The organism is Serratia sp. 201 (assembly GCF_037027545.1).
Taxonomy (GTDB): domain Bacteria; phylum Pseudomonadota; class Gammaproteobacteria; order Enterobacterales; family Enterobacteriaceae; genus Serratia; species Serratia bockelmannii.
The window spans coordinates 209,828-226,697 of record NZ_JAXCHC010000003.1 but is presented as its reverse complement, the minus strand read 5'-3'; the positions used below and the strand labels follow the sequence as shown (position 1 = coordinate 226,697).

The following is a 16,870-nucleotide window of genomic DNA, read 5'->3' as shown; positions in this document are numbered from 1 at the left end:
GTGATATCACTCAACTTTTAAACCTGTATGACAGGTTATTGTCTCGCCAGCCGCATCGACGGCCACACCTTCAAACGGGGAGACACTTCGGATGCGTAAAATTAAAGGGTTACGCTGGTACATGATCGGACTGGTGACCATCGGCACCGTGCTGGGTTACCTGACCCGCAACGCCATTGCCGTGGCGGCGCCGACGCTGGAAGATACGCTGCACATCACCACCCAACAGTATTCCTATATCGTCGCCGCCTACTCCGCGTGCTACACCGTGATGCAACCGGTGGCGGGCTACGTGCTGGACGTGCTGGGCACCAAGGTCGGCTACGCCATGTTCGCCATTCTGTGGGCGCTGTTCTGCATGGGCACCGCACTGGCCAACAGTTGGGGCGGGCTGGCGTTGGCGCGCGGCGCGGTCGGTATGGCGGAAGCGGCAATGATCCCCGCCGGGCTGAAGGCCAGCAGCGAATGGTTTCCGGCCAAAGAGCGTTCGATCGCCGTCGGCTATTTCAACGTGGGCTCGTCGATCGGCGGCATGATCGCCCCGCCGCTGGTGGTATGGGCCATCGTCGCGCACAGCTGGGAGATGGCGTTCATCATCACCGGCGTGCTGAGCCTGATCTGGGCCATCTGCTGGCTGCTGTTCTACAAACACCCGAAAGATCAGAAGAAACTGAGCCTGGAAGAACGCCGTTACATCCTCGAAGGCCAGGAAGCGCAGCACCAGACCTCTAACGCCAAAAAGATGTCCGCCTGGCAGATCGTGCGCAATCGCCAGTTCTGGGGCATCGCGTTGCCGCGCTTTCTCGCGGAGCCGGCGTGGGGCACCTTCAACGCCTGGATCCCGCTGTTCATGTTCAAGGCCTACGGTTTTAATCTGAAAGAGATCGCCATGTTCGCCTGGATGCCGATGCTGTTCGCCGATCTCGGCTGCATCGTCGGCGGTTATCTGCCGCCGCTGTTCCAGAAGTATTTCAAGGTCAACCTGATCGTCTCGCGCAAGCTGGTGGTGACGATGGGGGCGGTGTTGATGATCGGCCCCGGCATGATCGGCCTGTTCACCAGCCCTTACGCGGCTATCGCGCTGCTGTGCGTCGGGGGCTTCGCCCATCAGGCGCTGTCCGGCGCGTTGATCACCCTCTCTTCCGACGTGTTCGGCCGCAATGAGGTGGCGACCGCCAACGGGCTGACCGGCATGGCGGCCTGGACCGCCAGCACGCTGTTCGCCCTGGTGGTCGGCGCCCTGGCGGACACCCTCGGCTTCAGCCCACTGTTCGCCGCGCTGTCGGTCTTTGACATTCTCGGCGCCATCGTCATCTGGACGGTGTTGCAAAACCGCCCGGCCGCCGAACCGCAACCCGCCGCGCTGCAGCCCACCCCGGCGCGCAGCTGATCCCCCGCCCGGCCGCTGCGCCGGGCCCCTTGCTCCTCTGGCAGCGGTGCCGAATAAGTGGTATAACAAATCCGATGGCCACGCGCCCCTTCCCACCGCACCGTATAGAGCATTCACTATGGAATTCACTGAAACCAGACGCCTGTATCAGCAACTGGCCGCCGAGCTGAAGCAACGCATCGAAAGCGGCCGTTATCCGGTAGGCGACAAGCTGCCGGCCGAGCGATACATCGCCGAAGAGATGAATGTCAGCCGCACCGTGGTGCGCGAAGCGATCATCATGCTGGAAGTCGAAGGCTATGTGGACGTGCGCAAGGGATCCGGGATCCACGTGGTGTCCAACCAGCAAAAACACCTGGTGGTGCCGGGCGACAGCATCGAGTTCGCCACCGCCGGCCCGTTTGAGCTGCTGCAGGCGCGCCAGCTGATAGAAAGCAACATCGCCGAATTTGCCGCCACCCAGGTGACCAAGCAGGATATCGTGCAACTAATGGAGATCCAGGAGCATGCCCGCAAAGAGGATCGTTTCCGCGACTCGCAGTGGGATCTGAAGTTCCACGTGCAGGTGGCGCTGGCCACCCAGAACACCGCCATGGCCACCATCGTGGAAAAAATGTGGGTGCAGCGGGTCAACAACCCTTACTGGAAGAAACTGCACGAGCATATCGACGAACGTTCGATCGCCAGCTGGTGCGACGATCACGATCAGATCCTCAAGGCGCTGATGCGCAAAGATCCTTACGCCGCCAAACTGGCGATGTGGCAGCACCTGGAAAACACCAAGCAGATGCTGTTCAACGCCACCAGCGACGACTTCGAATACAACGCCGATCGCTACCTGTTCGCCGAGAATCCGGTGGTGCATCTGGATGGCGTGGGCCACGAGCCGAAATAGCCACGGCGGTCAAAAACCGTCGGCTTATGTCAGGTAATGTAAAATCCGCTGAATCGATGCCGGAACCGCCGTTTGCCGTGTACTATTTCACCGTCGGCAACGTAGATTTCCCTGTTGCCAATCGTGCTATTTTGGTAGAGTTAGCCCACTTTTTTACCCATTGCTGCGGGGGCGGGACGCGAATAAATGCGCTGGTTGTTTGCCATGCTGATTGCTGTTTTCTGCTGGACCGGTTCGGTCTCCGGCCCACAGCTATGCGTGGCGTCACCCAAGCCCACCCCCAGCGCGCTGAGCAGCCTGCCGCTGTTGGCGGAGCCGGCGCTTTCCCCCTATGATCAGGTGTATCGGACGCCGGCCGAAGCGCGCCGCAAAGCCCCCGGCAAGTTGCCGCTGCTGCTGCCCAGAGCGCACTCTTTCTCCGGCTCGCTGCTCGCCTCCTCCCTGCCGGTGCCGGTCTATACCCTGGCCGCAGAGCCAGGCTACCGAATTCGCTTCCCCCGCCAGGACACGCCGGCTCCCAACCGGCTTGCCCAGGTCGACGGGATGCTGGACGCCTCCAGGCAACAGAGTCGGCAGGCCGGCTGGAAAGAAAGTAACATGCAGTACCGTGGCACGCTGACTTACCACCTATGACCGGTGTCGCACCGCTTAGAAACCTTAAAGCAACGCCGTTTCATCGTTATCAGCATTCAGGATCGCCGCGCGTTTTCAGCCCACGCCCGTTCCACCGCTGAGATAAAAATAAACAATGACGTTTTAGGAACACCGGATGGATATCATTAAAGAACTGATACATGCCTTATGGCAGCAGGATTTTGAGACGCTGGCGAACCCTTCGCTGGTGTGGACCCTCTACATCCTGCTGTTCATGATCCTGTTTTTGGAAAACGGGCTGCTGCCGGCCGCTTTCCTGCCGGGCGACAGCCTGCTGATCCTGGTCGGCGTGCTGATCGCCAAAGGCACCATGGGCTTCCCATTGACCATCGTTATCCTGACCGTCGCCGCCAGCCTGGGCTGCTGGGTCAGCTATATACAGGGCCGGTGGCTCGGCAATACGCGAACGGTGCAAGGCTGGCTTTCGCATCTGCCGGCCCACTACCATCAGCGTGCGCATAACCTGTTCCACCGCCACGGCCTTTCCGCCCTGCTGGTCGGCCGCTTCCTGGCCTTCGTGCGCACCCTGCTGCCAACCATCGCTGGCCTGTCCGGCCTGAACAACGCGCGCTTCCAGTTCTTCAACTGGATGAGCGGCCTGCTGTGGGTCTTGATCCTGACGACGCTGGGCTTCGCCCTCGGGAAAACCCCGGTGTTCCGCAAGTATGAAGATCAACTGATGTTCTGCCTGATGATGTTGCCGCTGGTATTGCTGGTGGTTGGGCTGGTCGGCTCACTGATCGTGCTGTGGCGCAAGAAACGCGCCAGCGGCCAGAACCCGGGGAAAGGGGCGTGACAGCAAAGCGCCCGCGCTGGCAATACGTCTTGATGATCGCGCTCGCCCTACTGGCGTTGGCGACGCTGCTGGTGCCCTGTATGGTGCGCACCGAGAGCGAGCTGCGCATTCGCGCCAGCCAGCAAGGGCTGTCGCTGCCCGACGGCTTTTACGTCTACCAGCGCCTGGATGAGCGCGGCATCCGCATCAAAAGCATCACGCCGGAAGGTGATGGCCTGGTCATCCGTCTGGATTCGCCGGAGCAGCAGTTGCTGGCGCGCGAAGCGCTGCAAACCATCCTGCCGCCCGGTTACCACATCGCGTTGAGCGAATCCCCCGTGCCATCGCATTGGGTGCGCGAATTTGCGCGTTCCCCACTCAATCTGGGATAATCCCCCTTCAGATGAAGGGGTTTCCTTTCACTGCCATTATCTTCATTTTCATTCGCACCGATTAGCTCAAGAATTAATCAGTCAGCACTGAGTCACGGCTGATTCTTTGGGGGCACGCCGGTTTCATGACTATGCTGAAGGATAACTTCAGCCGGCGATGAACGCCCTCCTCTCGCGCTGCCGCCTTCGGCAGCCAGGAAAGCGGGTGCCTGTTCAGGTACCCCATGAAAAGGAACTGAAAGATGAAATTACGCCACTCCCTGTTACTGCTGTTGCCTCTCTGCACACTGCCGGCCCTCGCTGCGGCCGCTGAGGGCGGTTGTGCCGCCAAAGCGCAAAACATCCAACAGCAAATCGACTACGCCACCCAGCACGGTAACACCCACCGCGTGGACGGGCTAAAAAAAGCGCTGAGCGAAGTGCAGACTCACTGCACCGAAGCCGGCCTGCAAGCCGAACGCCAAAAAAACATCGCAGAGAAACAGCGCAAGGTCGACGAGCGCCGGCAGGAACTGAAAGAAACGCAGCAAACCGGCAAGCTGGACAAGGTCGCCAAGAAGCAGCAAAAGCTGGCGGAAGCGCAAGCTGAGTTGAAACGCGCCCAGGCGGAATAATTTTTTCACACCAGCGGATTTATCGATGAGAGCCCCATCATACGGGATTTCTTAAGCATATGAAATTGATGTCTGGTGTTATCTGCTGGCCATCACCCCTTTGCTCCGGCGAAAAAATCCGCTATGTTAAAAGTCTGTCGAAATAAACGTTAAGGAATAATCACATGGCACATGATTCAAATGCAGAAAACTTACGCGCTGAACTGAAGTCCTTAGCCGATACGCTGGAGGAAGTGCTGAACTCCTCCACCGACAAGCCGAAAGCCGAGCTGGAGAAGCTGCGCTCGAAAGCGGAAGGCGCGCTGAAAGAGACCCGCGCTCGCCTGAGCGACGCCGGTGACAAGCTGGCTTCGCAAACCAAGCAGATCGCCGGCCAGGCCGACGACTACGTGCGCGACAACCCGTGGACCGGCATCGGTATCGGCGCGGCGGTCGGCGTCGTGTTGGGCGTGCTGCTCGCGCGTCGTTAATCATGGCTGAACAACCGCAAGTGCGCGCGCAGGGCCCCGCTAAAGGGGTCCTGGATATCGGTCAGCGCATCATCACGATCCTGGTCGGCATGGTGGAAACCCGCGTCCGGCTGGCAGTGGTCGAGCTGGAAGAGGAGAAAGCCAACCTCATTCAGCTGCTGATCATGGCCGGCATGACGCTGCTGTTCACCGCCTTCGGTTTGATGAGCCTGCTGATCCTGATCTTCTGGGCCATCGATCCGGTCTACCGGCTGGTGGCGCTGGGCGCGACAACCGGCGTGCTGCTGTTCCTCGCCGTGGTCGGCACCATCTGGACGCTGGTCAAGGCCCGTCGCACCACACTGCTCGGTGCCACGCGCAAACAGCTGGAACTCGACCGCGCCGAACTGGAGCGCGAGCCATGAGCCGCCGCCGCTATCTGGAATGGAAAAAAGAGAGGCTGATTCGGCAGATCCAGCAACAGCGTCTGGATCTGGCCGAACACAAGTCTCTGTGGCTGGAAAAGACCGAACGCATCGACCGCGGCTGGCAAACGGTGTTTGGCCTGCGCCGCTATCTGGTGCTCGGTTCCAGCGTCATGGCGCTGTACGGCATCCGCCATCCCAGCAAGATGATCCGCTGGTCGCGTCGCGCTTTCGGCGCATGGAGCGCTATCCGTCTGTTTAAAAAGACGTTTTCCGCCAAGTAAGCCGCTTAGTCTTTCCTTCAAACCTCCTGTTGCTCTGCCCGCATTTTCTCCCTTGATACAACGCGTCCAACCCCGGGGCCGGGCAACCTGCTGATCGGCGGCATTTTATTAGCACGCTAAAGATTCAGATTTTTTGAAAAATTACGACAGTTTTACTTGCTAACAACCTGAGCACTTCCCGCTTAACATTCACTCCATCAATACGATACGGAGCGGACAGGGTCAGAGACCCGCTACGCCGCCCGTTGATATGACTACCGCCGAACAGGCGCACAAAAACACTTTGGAGTAGATGATGAAAAAATTAGAAGATACAGGTTTGTTGGTTGCTCGTATTCTGATGCCAATCCTGTTTATCGTGGCAGGCTACGGCAAAATGGGTGACGCATATGCCGGTACCCAACAGTACATGCAATCGATGGGCGTGCCTGGCTTCTTGCTGCCGCTGACCATCCTGCTGGAATTTGGCGGCGGTCTGGCGATCCTGTTCGGTTTCCTGACCCGCACCGTGGCGCTGTTCACTGCCGGTTTCACCATCCTGACCGCGCTGCTGTTCCACACTGACTTTGCGGAAGGCGTAAACCAGCTGATGTTCATGAAAAACCTGACCATTGCCGGCGGCTTCATCGTGTTGGCGGTCGCAGGCCCGGGCGGCTTCAGCATCGACCGTCTTCTGAACAAGAAATGGTAATCTAAACTGTCATTCAGGGCCCGGCATGCCGGGCTCTGTCGTTTTTTAACTCGGACACCAAGGAGATTCCCATGGGACAACTCGTCGATGGCGTTTGGCAAGACATCTGGTATGACACCAAATCTACCGGCGGCCGTTTCAAACGTTCAACCGCTCAGTTTCGCAATTGGGTGACCGCCGACGGTCAGCCGGGCGAACACGGCGTGGGCGGCTTCCAGGCCGAAGCGGGCCGTTATCACCTTTATGTTTCTCTCGCCTGCCCCTGGGCGCATCGCACGCTGCTGATGCGCAAACTGAAAGGGCTGGAGCAGATCATTCCGGTCTCGGTGGTGCACCCGCTGATGCTGGAAAACGGCTGGACCTTCGGCCAGGATTTTCCGGAAACCACCGGCGATCCGCTGTATCACGCCGACTTCCTGTACCAGATCTACCTGCGGGCCGATCCGCACTACAGCGGACGCGTGACCGTGCCGGTGCTGTGGGATAAACAGCGGCAAACCATCGTCAGCAACGAATCCGCCGACATCATTCGCATGTTCAACAGCGCATTTGACGGCGTCGGCGCTCGGGCAGGCGACTACTACCCGACCGCGCTGCGCGGCAAGATCGATGAGCTGAACGGTTGGATTTACGATCAAGTGAACAACGGCGTGTACAAAGCCGGTTTTGCCACCAGCCAGGAAGCCTATGACGAAGCAGTCAACGGGGTATTCAACGCGCTGGAGCGCCTGGAGCAGCTCCTGGGGCAGCATCGCTACCTGACCGGCGATCGGCTGACCGAAGCCGACCTGCGTCTGTGGACCACGCTGGTGCGTTTCGATCCGGTGTACGTCACCCACTTCAAGTGCGATAAACACCGCATCAGCGACTACCTCAACCTGTACGGCTTCCTGCGCGACATCTACCAGATGCCGGGCATCGCCGAGACGGTCAGCCTGCCGCACATTCGCAACCACTACTACCGCAGCCACGCCACCATCAACCCGCACGGCATCATTTCCATCGGGCCGGCGCAGGATCTGGACGAGCCGCACGGCCGCGACCAGCGCTTCGGTTAAGGCGAAAAAAATCCCCTTGCCGCCCGGCAAGGGGATGTCATCCCACCAACGTTAACGCTGTGCGAACAGGCGCGGAATTTCGCGCAGGAACCAGGCTTTCGCCTCCCCCATGCTGTCGCGCCGCCAGGCCATGATGATATCGGCTTCGCGGCTGTATTCCGGCCCCACCACGCGCAGCCGCCCGGCCTCGATATCTTTCTCCACCATCGGATACGGCATGGTCGCCACCCCCAACCCGGCCAGCAGCGCCAGACGTTTATCTTCAATGGTGCTCACCGTCAGACGCTGCTGCTTATCCAGCAGCTGTACGGTCAACACCGGGCGCTCACGAGCGGTATCCGCCACCGCGATGCCGCGGTATTTCACGCGGGTCACTTCGGAAAGCGGCTCCGGCTCCAGGTGGATAGGATGATCCGGCGCGGCGACATAAACGCTCATCACCTTATACAGTTTGCGGGTGTTGATCTCGGACGACGCGCGAAAATGCATGTCCGGCGCGATCACGATGTCGGCGCGCCCCTGCTCCAGCCGCTCCCAGGCGCCCGCCAGCACCTCGGTGAAAATCGACACCTGGGTGTTGGCCTTCAGCGCCAGCTTGTCCACCAGCGGGAACAGCAGGCTCGGCGGCGACAGCGCTTCGCTGACGATGGTCAGGTGAGTTTCCCAACCGCGCGCCAGCGCCTCGGCGTCGGTGGTCAGCTTGTCGGCCGCTTCCAGCAGCACCCGCCCGCGTTCCAGCAACATGCGCCCCACGTTGGTGAACTTGGTGCGGTGGCCCGAACGGTCGAACAGCACCACGTCCAATTCTTCTTCCAATTTTTGCATGGTGTAGCTGAGTGCCGACGGCACCCGGCCCAATTCGTCGGCGGCCGCGGCGAAACTGCCGCGCCGGTCGATTGCATCCATCACCCTTAGTGCCTCAAGCGTGAGCGCCCGATCTCTGGCCATCGCATCCCTCTGTCAGGAAATTTGAATATGCCGACCAGATTAACTGGCTAACAATCCGACGTCCAGATGCTTACCATTTGGATAATGAATTTAGAGAGCCGATTGCCATGATTACATGCAGAACAGCACAACAATGCGGGCAAGCTGACTTTGGTTGGCTGCAGGCTCGCTACACCTTTTCCTTTGGTCACTACTTCGATCCCAAACTGATGGGCTACGCGTCGCTGCGCGTGCTGAATCAGGAGGTGCTGGCGCCGGGCGCGTCGTTCCAGCCGCGCACCTATCCCAGCGTCGATATCCTGAACCTGATCCTGCAAGGCGAGGCGGAATACCGCGACAGCGACGGCAACACCGCACGCGCCAAAGCCGGCGAAGCGCTGCTGTTGGCCACCCAGCCAAGCCTGAGCTACAGCGAACAGAACGTCAGCAGCGATACGCCACTGACTCGTCTGCAGCTGTGGCTGGATGCCTGCCCGGAACGCAACAACGAGCGGGTGCAGCGTCTGACGCTGCCGGCGGCAGGCAACCTGCTGCTGGCCTCGCCTGACGGCGCGCAGGGCAGCCTGCAGCTGCGCCAGCAGGTCTGGATCCATCATCTCGATCTGCAGCCGGGCGAAGAACACACGCTGACGATTAATGGGCCGCGCGCTTATCTGCAGTCGATACACGGTACCATCGCCGCCACCGGCGAGCGCCACGAGGAACAGCGCCTGACCTGCGGCGACGGCGCCTTCGTGCGTGAGGAGAATCGCCTGACGATCCGCGCCGAGACGCCGCTGCGCGCGCTGCTGATTGACCTGCCGGTGTAAGCCGGGCCGAAAAACGAAAAACCCCGCGCAACGCCAGTTGCGCGGGGTTTTCTTTTGTCGAGGGAGTTGACCGGTAAGGCAACTAGCCAAATCCAAGAGGCTGATTCCCACCGCATTTACATGTGGTTAAACATTCATATGTATCTCGGTTTGTATCCCATTCTATCAGCTTTGGCTGTGTTATTAACACCTGAACTTTTTCTCTCTAATAGCGCGGAACTCTCACTTATGGGGAGTAATTTGTTATGGACTACTGGTTGTTGATCACAGTGCTAGGAGATAAAGTTAGTATCATTAACAGCCTCTAGCATTCCCCCGCCCGGTTTACAGGATGGTTACGCAAGGAAGAAAAGTAATGAAAGTACCTTTGACTGAAATGACCATAGCCGCCATTACCAAAATGATAGACGATGCACAGGCAGATAATCGAAGGGAGCCAAGCCATTCGGATTTAGAATTCGCAATAGCTCGAGCAGGGCTTGCAATAGCTGATCCTAAGTCTCAAGGGCAAACAGTCGGGAAAGCGAAGCGAGTTCGGGCTGTACTCTATTGGGCTTTAGAGCATGATCTTATGGCCGGTGAGAAGCTTTTCGAAACCATCTTCACCAAAGTCAAAGTTTTGGGTGGCTTTCGTGAACATTCACCCAATTATGTTGGACAAGATGCTATCAAAGGCGCTATCGAAGCCTTCAAAGTAGAAGGTTTAATCTTAGCAATAGATGGGAGCATACAAACCCAGAGCTTGGATTCGTTACACGGGCGAGCGTTAACGGATGCTCTTCGCATCTATTCGAACAGAGCAAGAAAGGGGGCTGAAGATGCCGCATTACTATCAGGGACTAGCAAAGACCTCCTAGAAGCAACCGCAGCCCATGTTTTAACTCAAAAGTATGGCTCTTACCCACAACAATCCAACTTTCAAGCGCTTATGGGACAAGCATTCATTGCACTCGGTCTAGCAACCCCGGAAGAAGAGTATAAATCTTCTGAGGCTCCTCAAAGAAGCATGGAGCGGGGATTGTATCACTCAGCGATAGGGATAAATCGGTTAAGGAATAAACAAGGCACTGGACATGGAAGACCATGGATTCCCTCAATAACCGAGACAGAAGCAAAAGCTGCAATTGAAATGGCAGGTATCATCGCTGGGTATATGCTGGATAAACTTGAAAACAAATAGCGACTTCGTGACTAGATGCTTCGGAGAATAAAAATGAGCAGTGTTAGTGTGTTAGCTAGTACAGCAGCAGCTGTTGGCATCATTGATAAAGCTGTAGGGATAGCGAAAAAGCTTGCAAACGATAGCGAGGATCTTGATAAGGCGACACTCAAACTTGAGCTTGTCGAGTTGATGAGTGAACTTGCTAGCGCCAAAATGGAAGTGATAACAACGCAAGCTTTGCTCTTTGCTTCAGAGCAAAAGAATAAGCAACTTGAAGAACAGTTAAAAGATAAAGCTGCTTTCTCCTTTAATTCAGGTGTTTATTGGAAAGCAGGTGATGATATTGCCTTTTGTCCTAAGTGTTTCGAAGGTTTAGGGAAAGCGGTTCATATGCGTTCACAATTTTACGAAGCCGAACCTGAATATGGCATACAATCCAGAACTTGCTGGCAATGTTTCCACTGCCATTTTGAAGAAAAAAGAGTGGTATAGAACTGGCTGCTTATCAATCGTGTGAAAACTGAAATATCATACATTTTGCTAGTTAATGGTTGAAATTCAAACAACCATAACCATTAGCGCCTTAATCATTAAAATGCAATGTACGGGGAAATTTGCTTATGCCTAATCTGTTGGAAACAAAAAGTGCTCGTGATTGGGTAAGCAGCGCCATTGAGCGCCACTCAAAAGGTCTTTATGGAAAACTTGTACCGGCAGTGCTTTGGACAGACGCTAGAGGTGATGATGGTGAACTCATCGTGCCAGCAGATCCTACTGAGCTTGTAGCAAAAATCAATCGAAATCCCTTCATCCTCTTGCATAACCATGATCCGGGAAGACCAAAAGGGCAAACTATTGAAAGTGCAAACTTCGTACATGAAGATGGCTCAAAATTCGTTGTTGCTATTTTAGGGTTTTATGCTGGTGGAGATATTTTAGAATTCAATCAATTAGGTATCGACACTCGTAAATTAGAGCCATCCCCCGAGGAACTTCCAGAGATACCAGATAGCGCTTGGATTGAATTTGCAACTGATCCGAGAGAAGTTGATTCGAAGTGGTTAGAACAGGTTACCGACAGTGCCCCAATACAAATAAAATACGCAGAGCTTTCACATAACACAGCGGAAGTCACACAGGAACTGATCAGAATCGGCATTAGTTTTCTGGCGATAGTATGGAATCCATTCACAACATCAATTGCTTCTGAAGCTGGCAAACGTACCTATATAGCACTTCATGAATGGGTTCGTAAGTTACTCACAAAGTTAGCTGATAGAAAGAATCCATTGCTCGACATCAGCTCATATCAAGACGGTTGTCAGGTTTCTTTCCTGTTTAGGGGAAAAAATGTGAAGCTTCTCTATGCAGCTCATGACGCCCTCCCAGAAGCCGCTGCACAAGCAAAACAGCTAATTGGAACGTTGAGAACTAGAGGTAATCCACCACGACAGCTAACATATGAATGGGATCAAGAGTCCCTTCGATGGTATCCCACTTATACAGTTTTGGATGACAAAAGGATCATTGTAGACAGTGGGACATTGATTGCTCTCGAGAAACTTCCATCAGGATTAAGTCTTGGCATACGTAAAGGGAAAACAACAACGCCTGTATTAAAGTCTGCTCCTGATGAGGAAGAAAAGTAACTATATGGCAGGATCGTCTACCGGGGCGAGGTCAGTCCATATCTAGTTTAGACACATCTACAATAGGGGTGTCTTTCCATAGAACTATTGAGATTGCCTCAAAGTACTTTTCATTTATCTGACGGGTTTTATCCGTCCAACTTGATTTATATTTTACGAAATCAGACCACGTATCAGTTAAAGTAACTTGCTTACCAACTTGAAATTCATCTTCAGGAGAAACCGTAGTCAGCAAAGCATTAGTGTTTTTTTGAATAGGTTTCAAATACTCAACTATATCGCCATAATCTTTAAAACGTTTACTAAAGAAAGCTTTTCTGGCATCTTGTCATAGCTTAGGAAAGTAATCATACTGAATCGAAGCCTCCATAAGTTGATTTTCCATTCCAACAACATCAAATTGGGAGCTTAGGCATGTTGTTATATAATCCTCAGAGAATGGTCTGGCACCATTGTAAAATCCCTCATCGAGATGCTGCCCAATAAACTCAGAAAATAGCAAACCTTCATTGATAGAAATAGCCTTACTTCCTGAAATTACTGCCGTCCTTGATTCCGATTTTTTCTTGTATGCCTCTTCGTAAATTTCCTGCTGAAGTTCTAGCAAAAAAAATATCAATATCGTTTTGAGTTAACCGTCTTATTTTTCTCACAATCATTTTAGCTGATTGCTATCTATCCTACCAAGTTTCAGCAACGAAACGTAAAACATTAATCTGGTGATTAAGAACTTAGCTCGCTTAGCATCATGGCAACCTAAAGAAGACTTGAAAAAGTGTTTATCAGATAATCGAAAGTAAAGGTAGAACGTACCGTTCCGACGAAGAGTACAAGGAAGTGAACAACGGTTGGTGTATCCCATAATGTATCTCACTCTAACGTGAAATGCAGGCGGGACACACCAACCCATGTTTTTGAAGAGGAGTGGAGTTGACCGGTAAGCCGGGTTCTGTCGTGGACAGTCATTCCTCTAGGCCAGCAATCGCTCACTGGCTCAAGCAGCCTACCCGGGTTCAGTACGGGCCGTACCATGTGAACCCCTATTTGGCCTTGCTCCGGGTGGAGTTTACCGTGCCACGAACTGTTGCCAGCCGCGCGGTGCGCTCTTACCGCACCCTTTCACCCTTACCTGATCCCGCTTGCGCGGGCCATCGGCGGTTTGCTCTCTGTTGCACTAGTCGTAGGCTTGCGCCTCCCAGGCGTTACCTGGCACCCTGCCCTATGGAGCCCGGACTTTCCTCCCCTCCATCTGTCTCCCCGAAGAGGACGGCAATGAAGCGGCGACTGTCTGGTCAACTCCGGCGCGGATAGTAGCGTCGCGGCGGCAGCAGGTCAACCGCTTTACGGCTGTTGTTGCTCCAGCGCGTGCTTATACAGCGCATTTTTCTTCACGCCGTGGATTTCCGCCGCCAGCGCCGCCGCCTTTTTCAGCGGCAGCTCTTTTTGCAGCAGCGCCAGCGTGCGCAGCGCCTCGAGCGGCAGCGCATCCTCCTGCGCCTTGTGGCCTTCGACGATCAGCACCATCTCACCGCGGCGGCGCACTTCATCTTCCTGCACCCACGCCAGCAGCTCGCCCACCGGCGCGCCGTGGATAGATTCCCAGGTTTTGGTCAGCTCGCGCGCCAGCACGACATAACGCTGCGGGCCCCAAACGGTGACCATGTCCTGCAGACTTTCCAGCAGACGGTGAGTGGATTCGTAGAAAATCAGCGTGCGCGGTTCCTCCGCCAGCGCCATCAGCGTATCCTTGCGCCCCTTGGTTTTCGCCGGCAGGAAGCCTTCGTAGCAGAAGCGGTCGGAAGCGACACCCGCAGCGCACAGCGCGGTGGTGGCGGCGCAGGCGCCCGGCAGCGGCACCACGCGAATGCCGGCCTCGCGGCAGCGGCGCACCAGGTGATAACCGGGATCGTTGATCAGCGGCGTGCCGGCGTCGGACACCAGCGCGATGCTCTGGCCTTCCTGCAGTTTCGCCAGCAGCTGATCGGCCTTTTGCTGTTCGTTGTGGTCATGCAGCGCGAACAGACGCGCGTTGATCGCGAAGTGTTGCAACAGCAATCCGGTATGGCGCGTGTCTTCCGCCGCGATCAGATCAACGCTTTTCAGTACCTCTAACGCACGGTGGGTAATATCGCCCAGATTGCCGATGGGGGTGGGCACCACATACAGCGTTGATGCAGAAATGACTGATTGTTGGTGTTGATTCATTGTTTCATCCGGGTTGCCGATTTAATATTGAGCATCTTGAAAAAAACATCACTGGATACAGTATGCTTTCCTCAACATTCGTTCGTACCAAAGCAGGGCGTTCCAAGCCTGTCCGACTTACCGCAGTCATCGCGGCCGCCCTTTTCCTGGCAGGCTGTCCAAGTCGGGCCCCGCAAACGCCGCCCGCCAATATACAGGACGAAGCGAGCGCCAGCTCCGATTACTACCTGCAGCAGTTGCAGCAAAGCAGCGATGATAACAAGGCTGACTGGCAATTACTTGCTATTCGCGCCTTGCTGCGCGAAGGAAAACTGCCGCAGGCCGGCGACCAGTTGAATCAGTTGCCGAAAAACCTCAGCGGCGCACAGCAGACTGAGCGCCAGTTGCTGACCGCCGAACTGCAGATCGCCAACAAGAGCTACGTCAGCGCCCGCAGCACGCTGGGCCACCTGGACAGCGGTGCGCTGTCGCCAAATCAGAAGGTGCGCTACTACCAGGCGCAGATCGCCGCCAATCAAGGCAAAGCGTCGCTGCCATTGATCCGCGCCTATATCGCTCAGGAGCCGTTGCTGACCGGCAAACCGCACCAGGACAATCTGGATCAAACCTGGCAGGCCCTGCTGCAGCTGACGCCGCAGGAGATGAACAGCCTGGTGATCAACGCCGACGAGAACGTGCTGCAAGGCTGGCTGGATCTGCTGCGCGTCTATCAGGACAACAAGCAGGATCCCGATCTGCTGAAGGCCGGCATCAAAGATTGGCAGAACCGTTATCCGAAGAACCCGGCAGCCAAAACGCTGCCGGCTCGCCTGAACCAGGTGCTGAACTTCACTCAGGCCTCCACCTCGAAAATCGCCCTGCTGCTGCCGTTGAACGGCCAGGCGAAAGTGTTCGCCGACGCCATCCAGCAAGGCTTCGAAGCGGCGAAAAACGGCGGTTCCATGCCGGCGCCGCAACCTCAAGCCGCGCAACCTGCCAGCGCACCGGCCCAAACGGCGCCGGCCGATCAGGCCGCAGCGGGTGACATCAACGCCAACGGCGCCGTCAGCCCTTCGGCGCAAGAGAGCCAGCCGGCCGTGACCGCCGCGCAACCCGCTGCACCGTCCAGCGCGCCGATAACGCCGCTGCAGGCCGCTAATGCGCAGGTCAAAGTGTACGACACCACCAGCCAGCCGCTGGCCGCCTTGCTGAGCCAGGCGCAGCAGGATGGCGCTACTCTGGTGGTCGGGCCGCTGCTCAAAGAGAACGTCGATCAGCTGTCCGCCAGCACCACCACGCTGAACGTGCTGGCGCTCAACCAGCCGGAAACGCCGAAGGACAACCTGAACATCTGTTACTTCGCCCTGTCGCCGGAAGATGAAGCGCGCGACGCCGCCCGCCACATCTGGGAACAGCAGAAGCGTCAACCGCTGCTGCTGGTACCGCGCGGCGCCTTCGGCGATCGCGTCGCCAAGGCCTTTAACCAGGAATGGCAGAAACAAGGCGGGCAAACCGTGCTGCGTCAGGACATCGGCTCTGCCGGCGAGCTGCGCCAGATGGTGAACAGCGGCGGCATCCGCATGACCGGCACGCCGATGTCGAGCGCCCCGGCGCCGCAGAGCGTCACCATCGCCGGGCTGACCATTCCTGCGCCGCCGAGCGACGTGCCCGCCGCCACCGGCGGCAGCGTCGACGCGGTGTATATCGTCGCTACCCAGTCCCAACTGACGCTGATCAAACCGATGATCGACATGGCCACCAGCTCGCGCGGCAAACCGGCGATGTACGCCAGCTCGCGCAGCTACCAGGCCGGCGCCGGCCCGGACTTCCGTCTGGAAATGGAAGGCCTGCAGTTCAGCGATATCCCGCTGCTGGCCGGCTCAAACCCTCAGCTGCTGCAGCAGGCCAGCGCGCGCTTCCGCAACGATTACTCGCTGGTGCGCCTGTATGCAATGGGGATGGATGCCTGGACATTGGCCAACCACTTTGCTGAAATGCGCCAGCTGCCGGGTTTCCAGGTTTCCGGCACCACCGGTACGCTGAGCGCATCGCCGAACTGCGTGATCAACCGCAAGCTGCCTTGGCTGCAATACCGTCAGGGTACGGTCGTTCCGGTCTCTTGAACCCACGCGCCTCCGGGGCGGGCTACGAGTTACTGGCCCGCCGTCACCTGGAACACGCCGGGCTCACCTTCTGCGCCGCCAACGTCGCGGTGCGCGGCGGTGAGCTCGACCTCATCATGCGCGACGGCACTACCTGGGTATTCGTCGAAGTGCGCTACCGCCGCAACGACGCCTTCGGCGGCGCGGCCGCCAGCGTCACCTTTCGCAAACAACAGCGGTTGCTGCACGCCGCCGCCGTCTGGCTGGCGGGGCGCGGAGCCAGTTTTGACACATCATCTTGCCGTTTTGATGTTTTGGCCATTACCGGTAGCCAGTTAGAATGGATACCCAACGCCTTCAATGCGGATTAATTGGGGTTTTGCGGCGCA

At 56.7% G+C, this 16,870-nt stretch carries 21 protein-coding genes and 1 other RNA gene; 17 read left to right on the top strand and 5 right to left on the bottom strand.

The features are described 5' to 3' along the window. Window positions 1–91: 91 nt before the first annotated feature. The 11 genes from WA302_RS16735 to WA302_RS16685 all read left to right on the top strand — a co-directional run bounded on the left by WA302_RS16735 (window position 92) and on the right by WA302_RS16685 (window position 7,627). The gene (locus tag WA302_RS16735) at window positions 92–1,390 is read left to right on the top strand and encodes an MFS transporter (protein WP_336064588.1); all 1,299 of its coding nucleotides are present in this window, start codon (window positions 92–94) and stop codon (window positions 1,388–1,390) included. A gap of 118 nt (window positions 1,391–1,508) precedes the next feature. Then, window positions 1,509–2,285 carry a transcriptional regulator ExuR gene (gene exuR, locus WA302_RS16730; protein ID WP_025304350.1) on the top strand — a complete coding sequence of 259 codons (777 nt, stop codon included), beginning with the start codon at window positions 1,509–1,511 and terminating at the stop codon, window positions 2,283–2,285. 186 nt (window positions 2,286–2,471) lie between these two features. After that, entirely contained in the window at window positions 2,472–2,918 is a 447-nt protein-coding gene (locus WA302_RS16725; protein ID WP_336064587.1) for a hypothetical protein, read from the top strand. Window positions 2,919–3,054: 136 nt separating this feature from the next. Beyond that, the gene (locus tag WA302_RS16720) at window positions 3,055–3,735 is read left to right on the top strand and encodes a DedA family protein (protein ID WP_025304352.1); all 681 of its coding nucleotides are present in this window, start codon (window positions 3,055–3,057) and stop codon (window positions 3,733–3,735) included. Beyond that, window positions 3,732–4,106: an EnvZ/OmpR regulon moderator MzrA gene (gene mzrA, locus WA302_RS16715; protein ID WP_004937130.1), complete on the top strand. Its 375-nt coding sequence runs from the start codon at window positions 3,732–3,734 to the stop codon at window positions 4,104–4,106. The genes WA302_RS16720 and mzrA overlap by 4 nt, the downstream gene beginning before the upstream one ends. A 242-nt stretch (window positions 4,107–4,348) precedes the next feature. Further along, window positions 4,349–4,720 carry a DUF1090 domain-containing protein gene (locus WA302_RS16710; RefSeq protein ID WP_025304353.1) on the top strand — a complete coding sequence of 124 codons (372 nt, stop codon included), beginning with the start codon at window positions 4,349–4,351 and terminating at the stop codon, window positions 4,718–4,720. Between the two features lie 164 nt (window positions 4,721–4,884). Beyond that, on the top strand, window positions 4,885–5,190 hold the full coding sequence (locus tag WA302_RS16705; protein WP_004937125.1) for a DUF883 family protein: 306 nt from the start codon (window positions 4,885–4,887) through the stop codon (window positions 5,188–5,190). Between the two features lie 2 nt (window positions 5,191–5,192). After that, window positions 5,193–5,594, top strand: a complete 402-nt coding sequence (locus WA302_RS16700) for a phage holin family protein (protein WP_015379160.1) — start codon at window positions 5,193–5,195, stop codon at window positions 5,592–5,594. Continuing rightward, a complete protein-coding gene (locus WA302_RS16695; RefSeq protein ID WP_004937121.1) occupies window positions 5,591–5,878 on the top strand; it encodes a YqjK-like family protein in 288 nt (95 codons plus the stop codon). Before WA302_RS16700 ends, WA302_RS16695 begins: the two co-directional genes overlap by 4 nt. A 295-nt stretch (window positions 5,879–6,173) precedes the next feature. Next, a complete protein-coding gene (locus tag WA302_RS16690) occupies window positions 6,174–6,569 on the top strand; it encodes a DoxX family protein (protein WP_004937119.1) in 396 nt (131 codons plus the stop codon). A gap of 71 nt (window positions 6,570–6,640) precedes the next feature. Next, the gene (locus WA302_RS16685; RefSeq protein ID WP_049204378.1) at window positions 6,641–7,627 is read left to right on the top strand and encodes a glutathione S-transferase family protein; all 987 of its coding nucleotides are present in this window, start codon (window positions 6,641–6,643) and stop codon (window positions 7,625–7,627) included. A 51-nt stretch (window positions 7,628–7,678) separates the two neighbouring features. Here the strand turns inward: WA302_RS16685 and WA302_RS16680 are convergent, their stop codons facing one another. Further along, window positions 7,679–8,575, bottom strand: coding sequence for a LysR family transcriptional regulator (locus WA302_RS16680; RefSeq protein WP_025304355.1), 897 nt, complete (start codon window positions 8,573–8,575; stop codon window positions 7,679–7,681). Between the two features lie 107 nt (window positions 8,576–8,682). Here WA302_RS16680 and WA302_RS16675 point away from each other — a divergent pair, with 107 nt between their 5' ends. From WA302_RS16675 to WA302_RS16660, 4 genes are all read left to right on the top strand, one after another. Further along, window positions 8,683–9,384, top strand: a complete 702-nt coding sequence (locus WA302_RS16675; RefSeq protein ID WP_049204376.1) for a pirin family protein — start codon at window positions 8,683–8,685, stop codon at window positions 9,382–9,384. 355 nt (window positions 9,385–9,739) lie between these two features. Continuing rightward, on the top strand, window positions 9,740–10,564 hold the full coding sequence (locus tag WA302_RS16670; protein WP_142591202.1) for an abortive infection family protein: 825 nt from the start codon (window positions 9,740–9,742) through the stop codon (window positions 10,562–10,564). A gap of 33 nt (window positions 10,565–10,597) precedes the next feature. Beyond that, entirely contained in the window at window positions 10,598–11,038 is a 441-nt protein-coding gene (locus WA302_RS16665; RefSeq protein WP_238476091.1) for a hypothetical protein, read from the top strand. A gap of 128 nt (window positions 11,039–11,166) precedes the next feature. Continuing rightward, a complete protein-coding gene (locus tag WA302_RS16660) occupies window positions 11,167–12,195 on the top strand; it encodes a hypothetical protein (RefSeq protein WP_142591204.1) in 1,029 nt (342 codons plus the stop codon). 31 nt (window positions 12,196–12,226) lie between these two features. Here the strand turns inward: WA302_RS16660 and WA302_RS16655 are convergent, their stop codons facing one another. The 4 genes from WA302_RS16655 to rsmI all read right to left on the bottom strand — a co-directional run bounded on the left by WA302_RS16655 (window position 12,227) and on the right by rsmI (window position 14,400). Continuing rightward, a complete protein-coding gene (locus tag WA302_RS16655; protein ID WP_238476090.1) occupies window positions 12,227–12,460 on the bottom strand; it encodes a hypothetical protein in 234 nt (77 codons plus the stop codon). Between the two features lie 63 nt (window positions 12,461–12,523). Then, entirely contained in the window at window positions 12,524–12,802 is a 279-nt protein-coding gene (locus tag WA302_RS16650) for a hypothetical protein (protein WP_238476089.1), read from the bottom strand. Between the two features lie 315 nt (window positions 12,803–13,117). After that, window positions 13,118–13,495, bottom strand: an RNA gene (rnpB, locus tag WA302_RS16645) — RNase P RNA component class A. A gap of 41 nt (window positions 13,496–13,536) precedes the next feature. After that, entirely contained in the window at window positions 13,537–14,400 is an 864-nt protein-coding gene (gene rsmI, locus WA302_RS16640; protein WP_004937108.1) for a 16S rRNA (cytidine(1402)-2'-O)-methyltransferase, read from the bottom strand. Window positions 14,401–14,462: 62 nt separating this feature from the next. Here rsmI and WA302_RS16635 point away from each other — a divergent pair, with 62 nt between their 5' ends. Both WA302_RS16635 and WA302_RS16630 read left to right on the top strand, forming a co-directional pair. After that, window positions 14,463–16,502, top strand: coding sequence for a penicillin-binding protein activator (locus tag WA302_RS16635; protein WP_043141990.1), 2,040 nt, complete (start codon window positions 14,463–14,465; stop codon window positions 16,500–16,502). Next, window positions 16,499–16,852: a YraN family protein gene (locus tag WA302_RS16630; RefSeq protein WP_015379164.1), complete on the top strand. Its 354-nt coding sequence runs from the start codon at window positions 16,499–16,501 to the stop codon at window positions 16,850–16,852. The genes WA302_RS16635 and WA302_RS16630 overlap by 4 nt, the downstream gene beginning before the upstream one ends. Window positions 16,853–16,870: the final 18 nt, after the last annotated feature.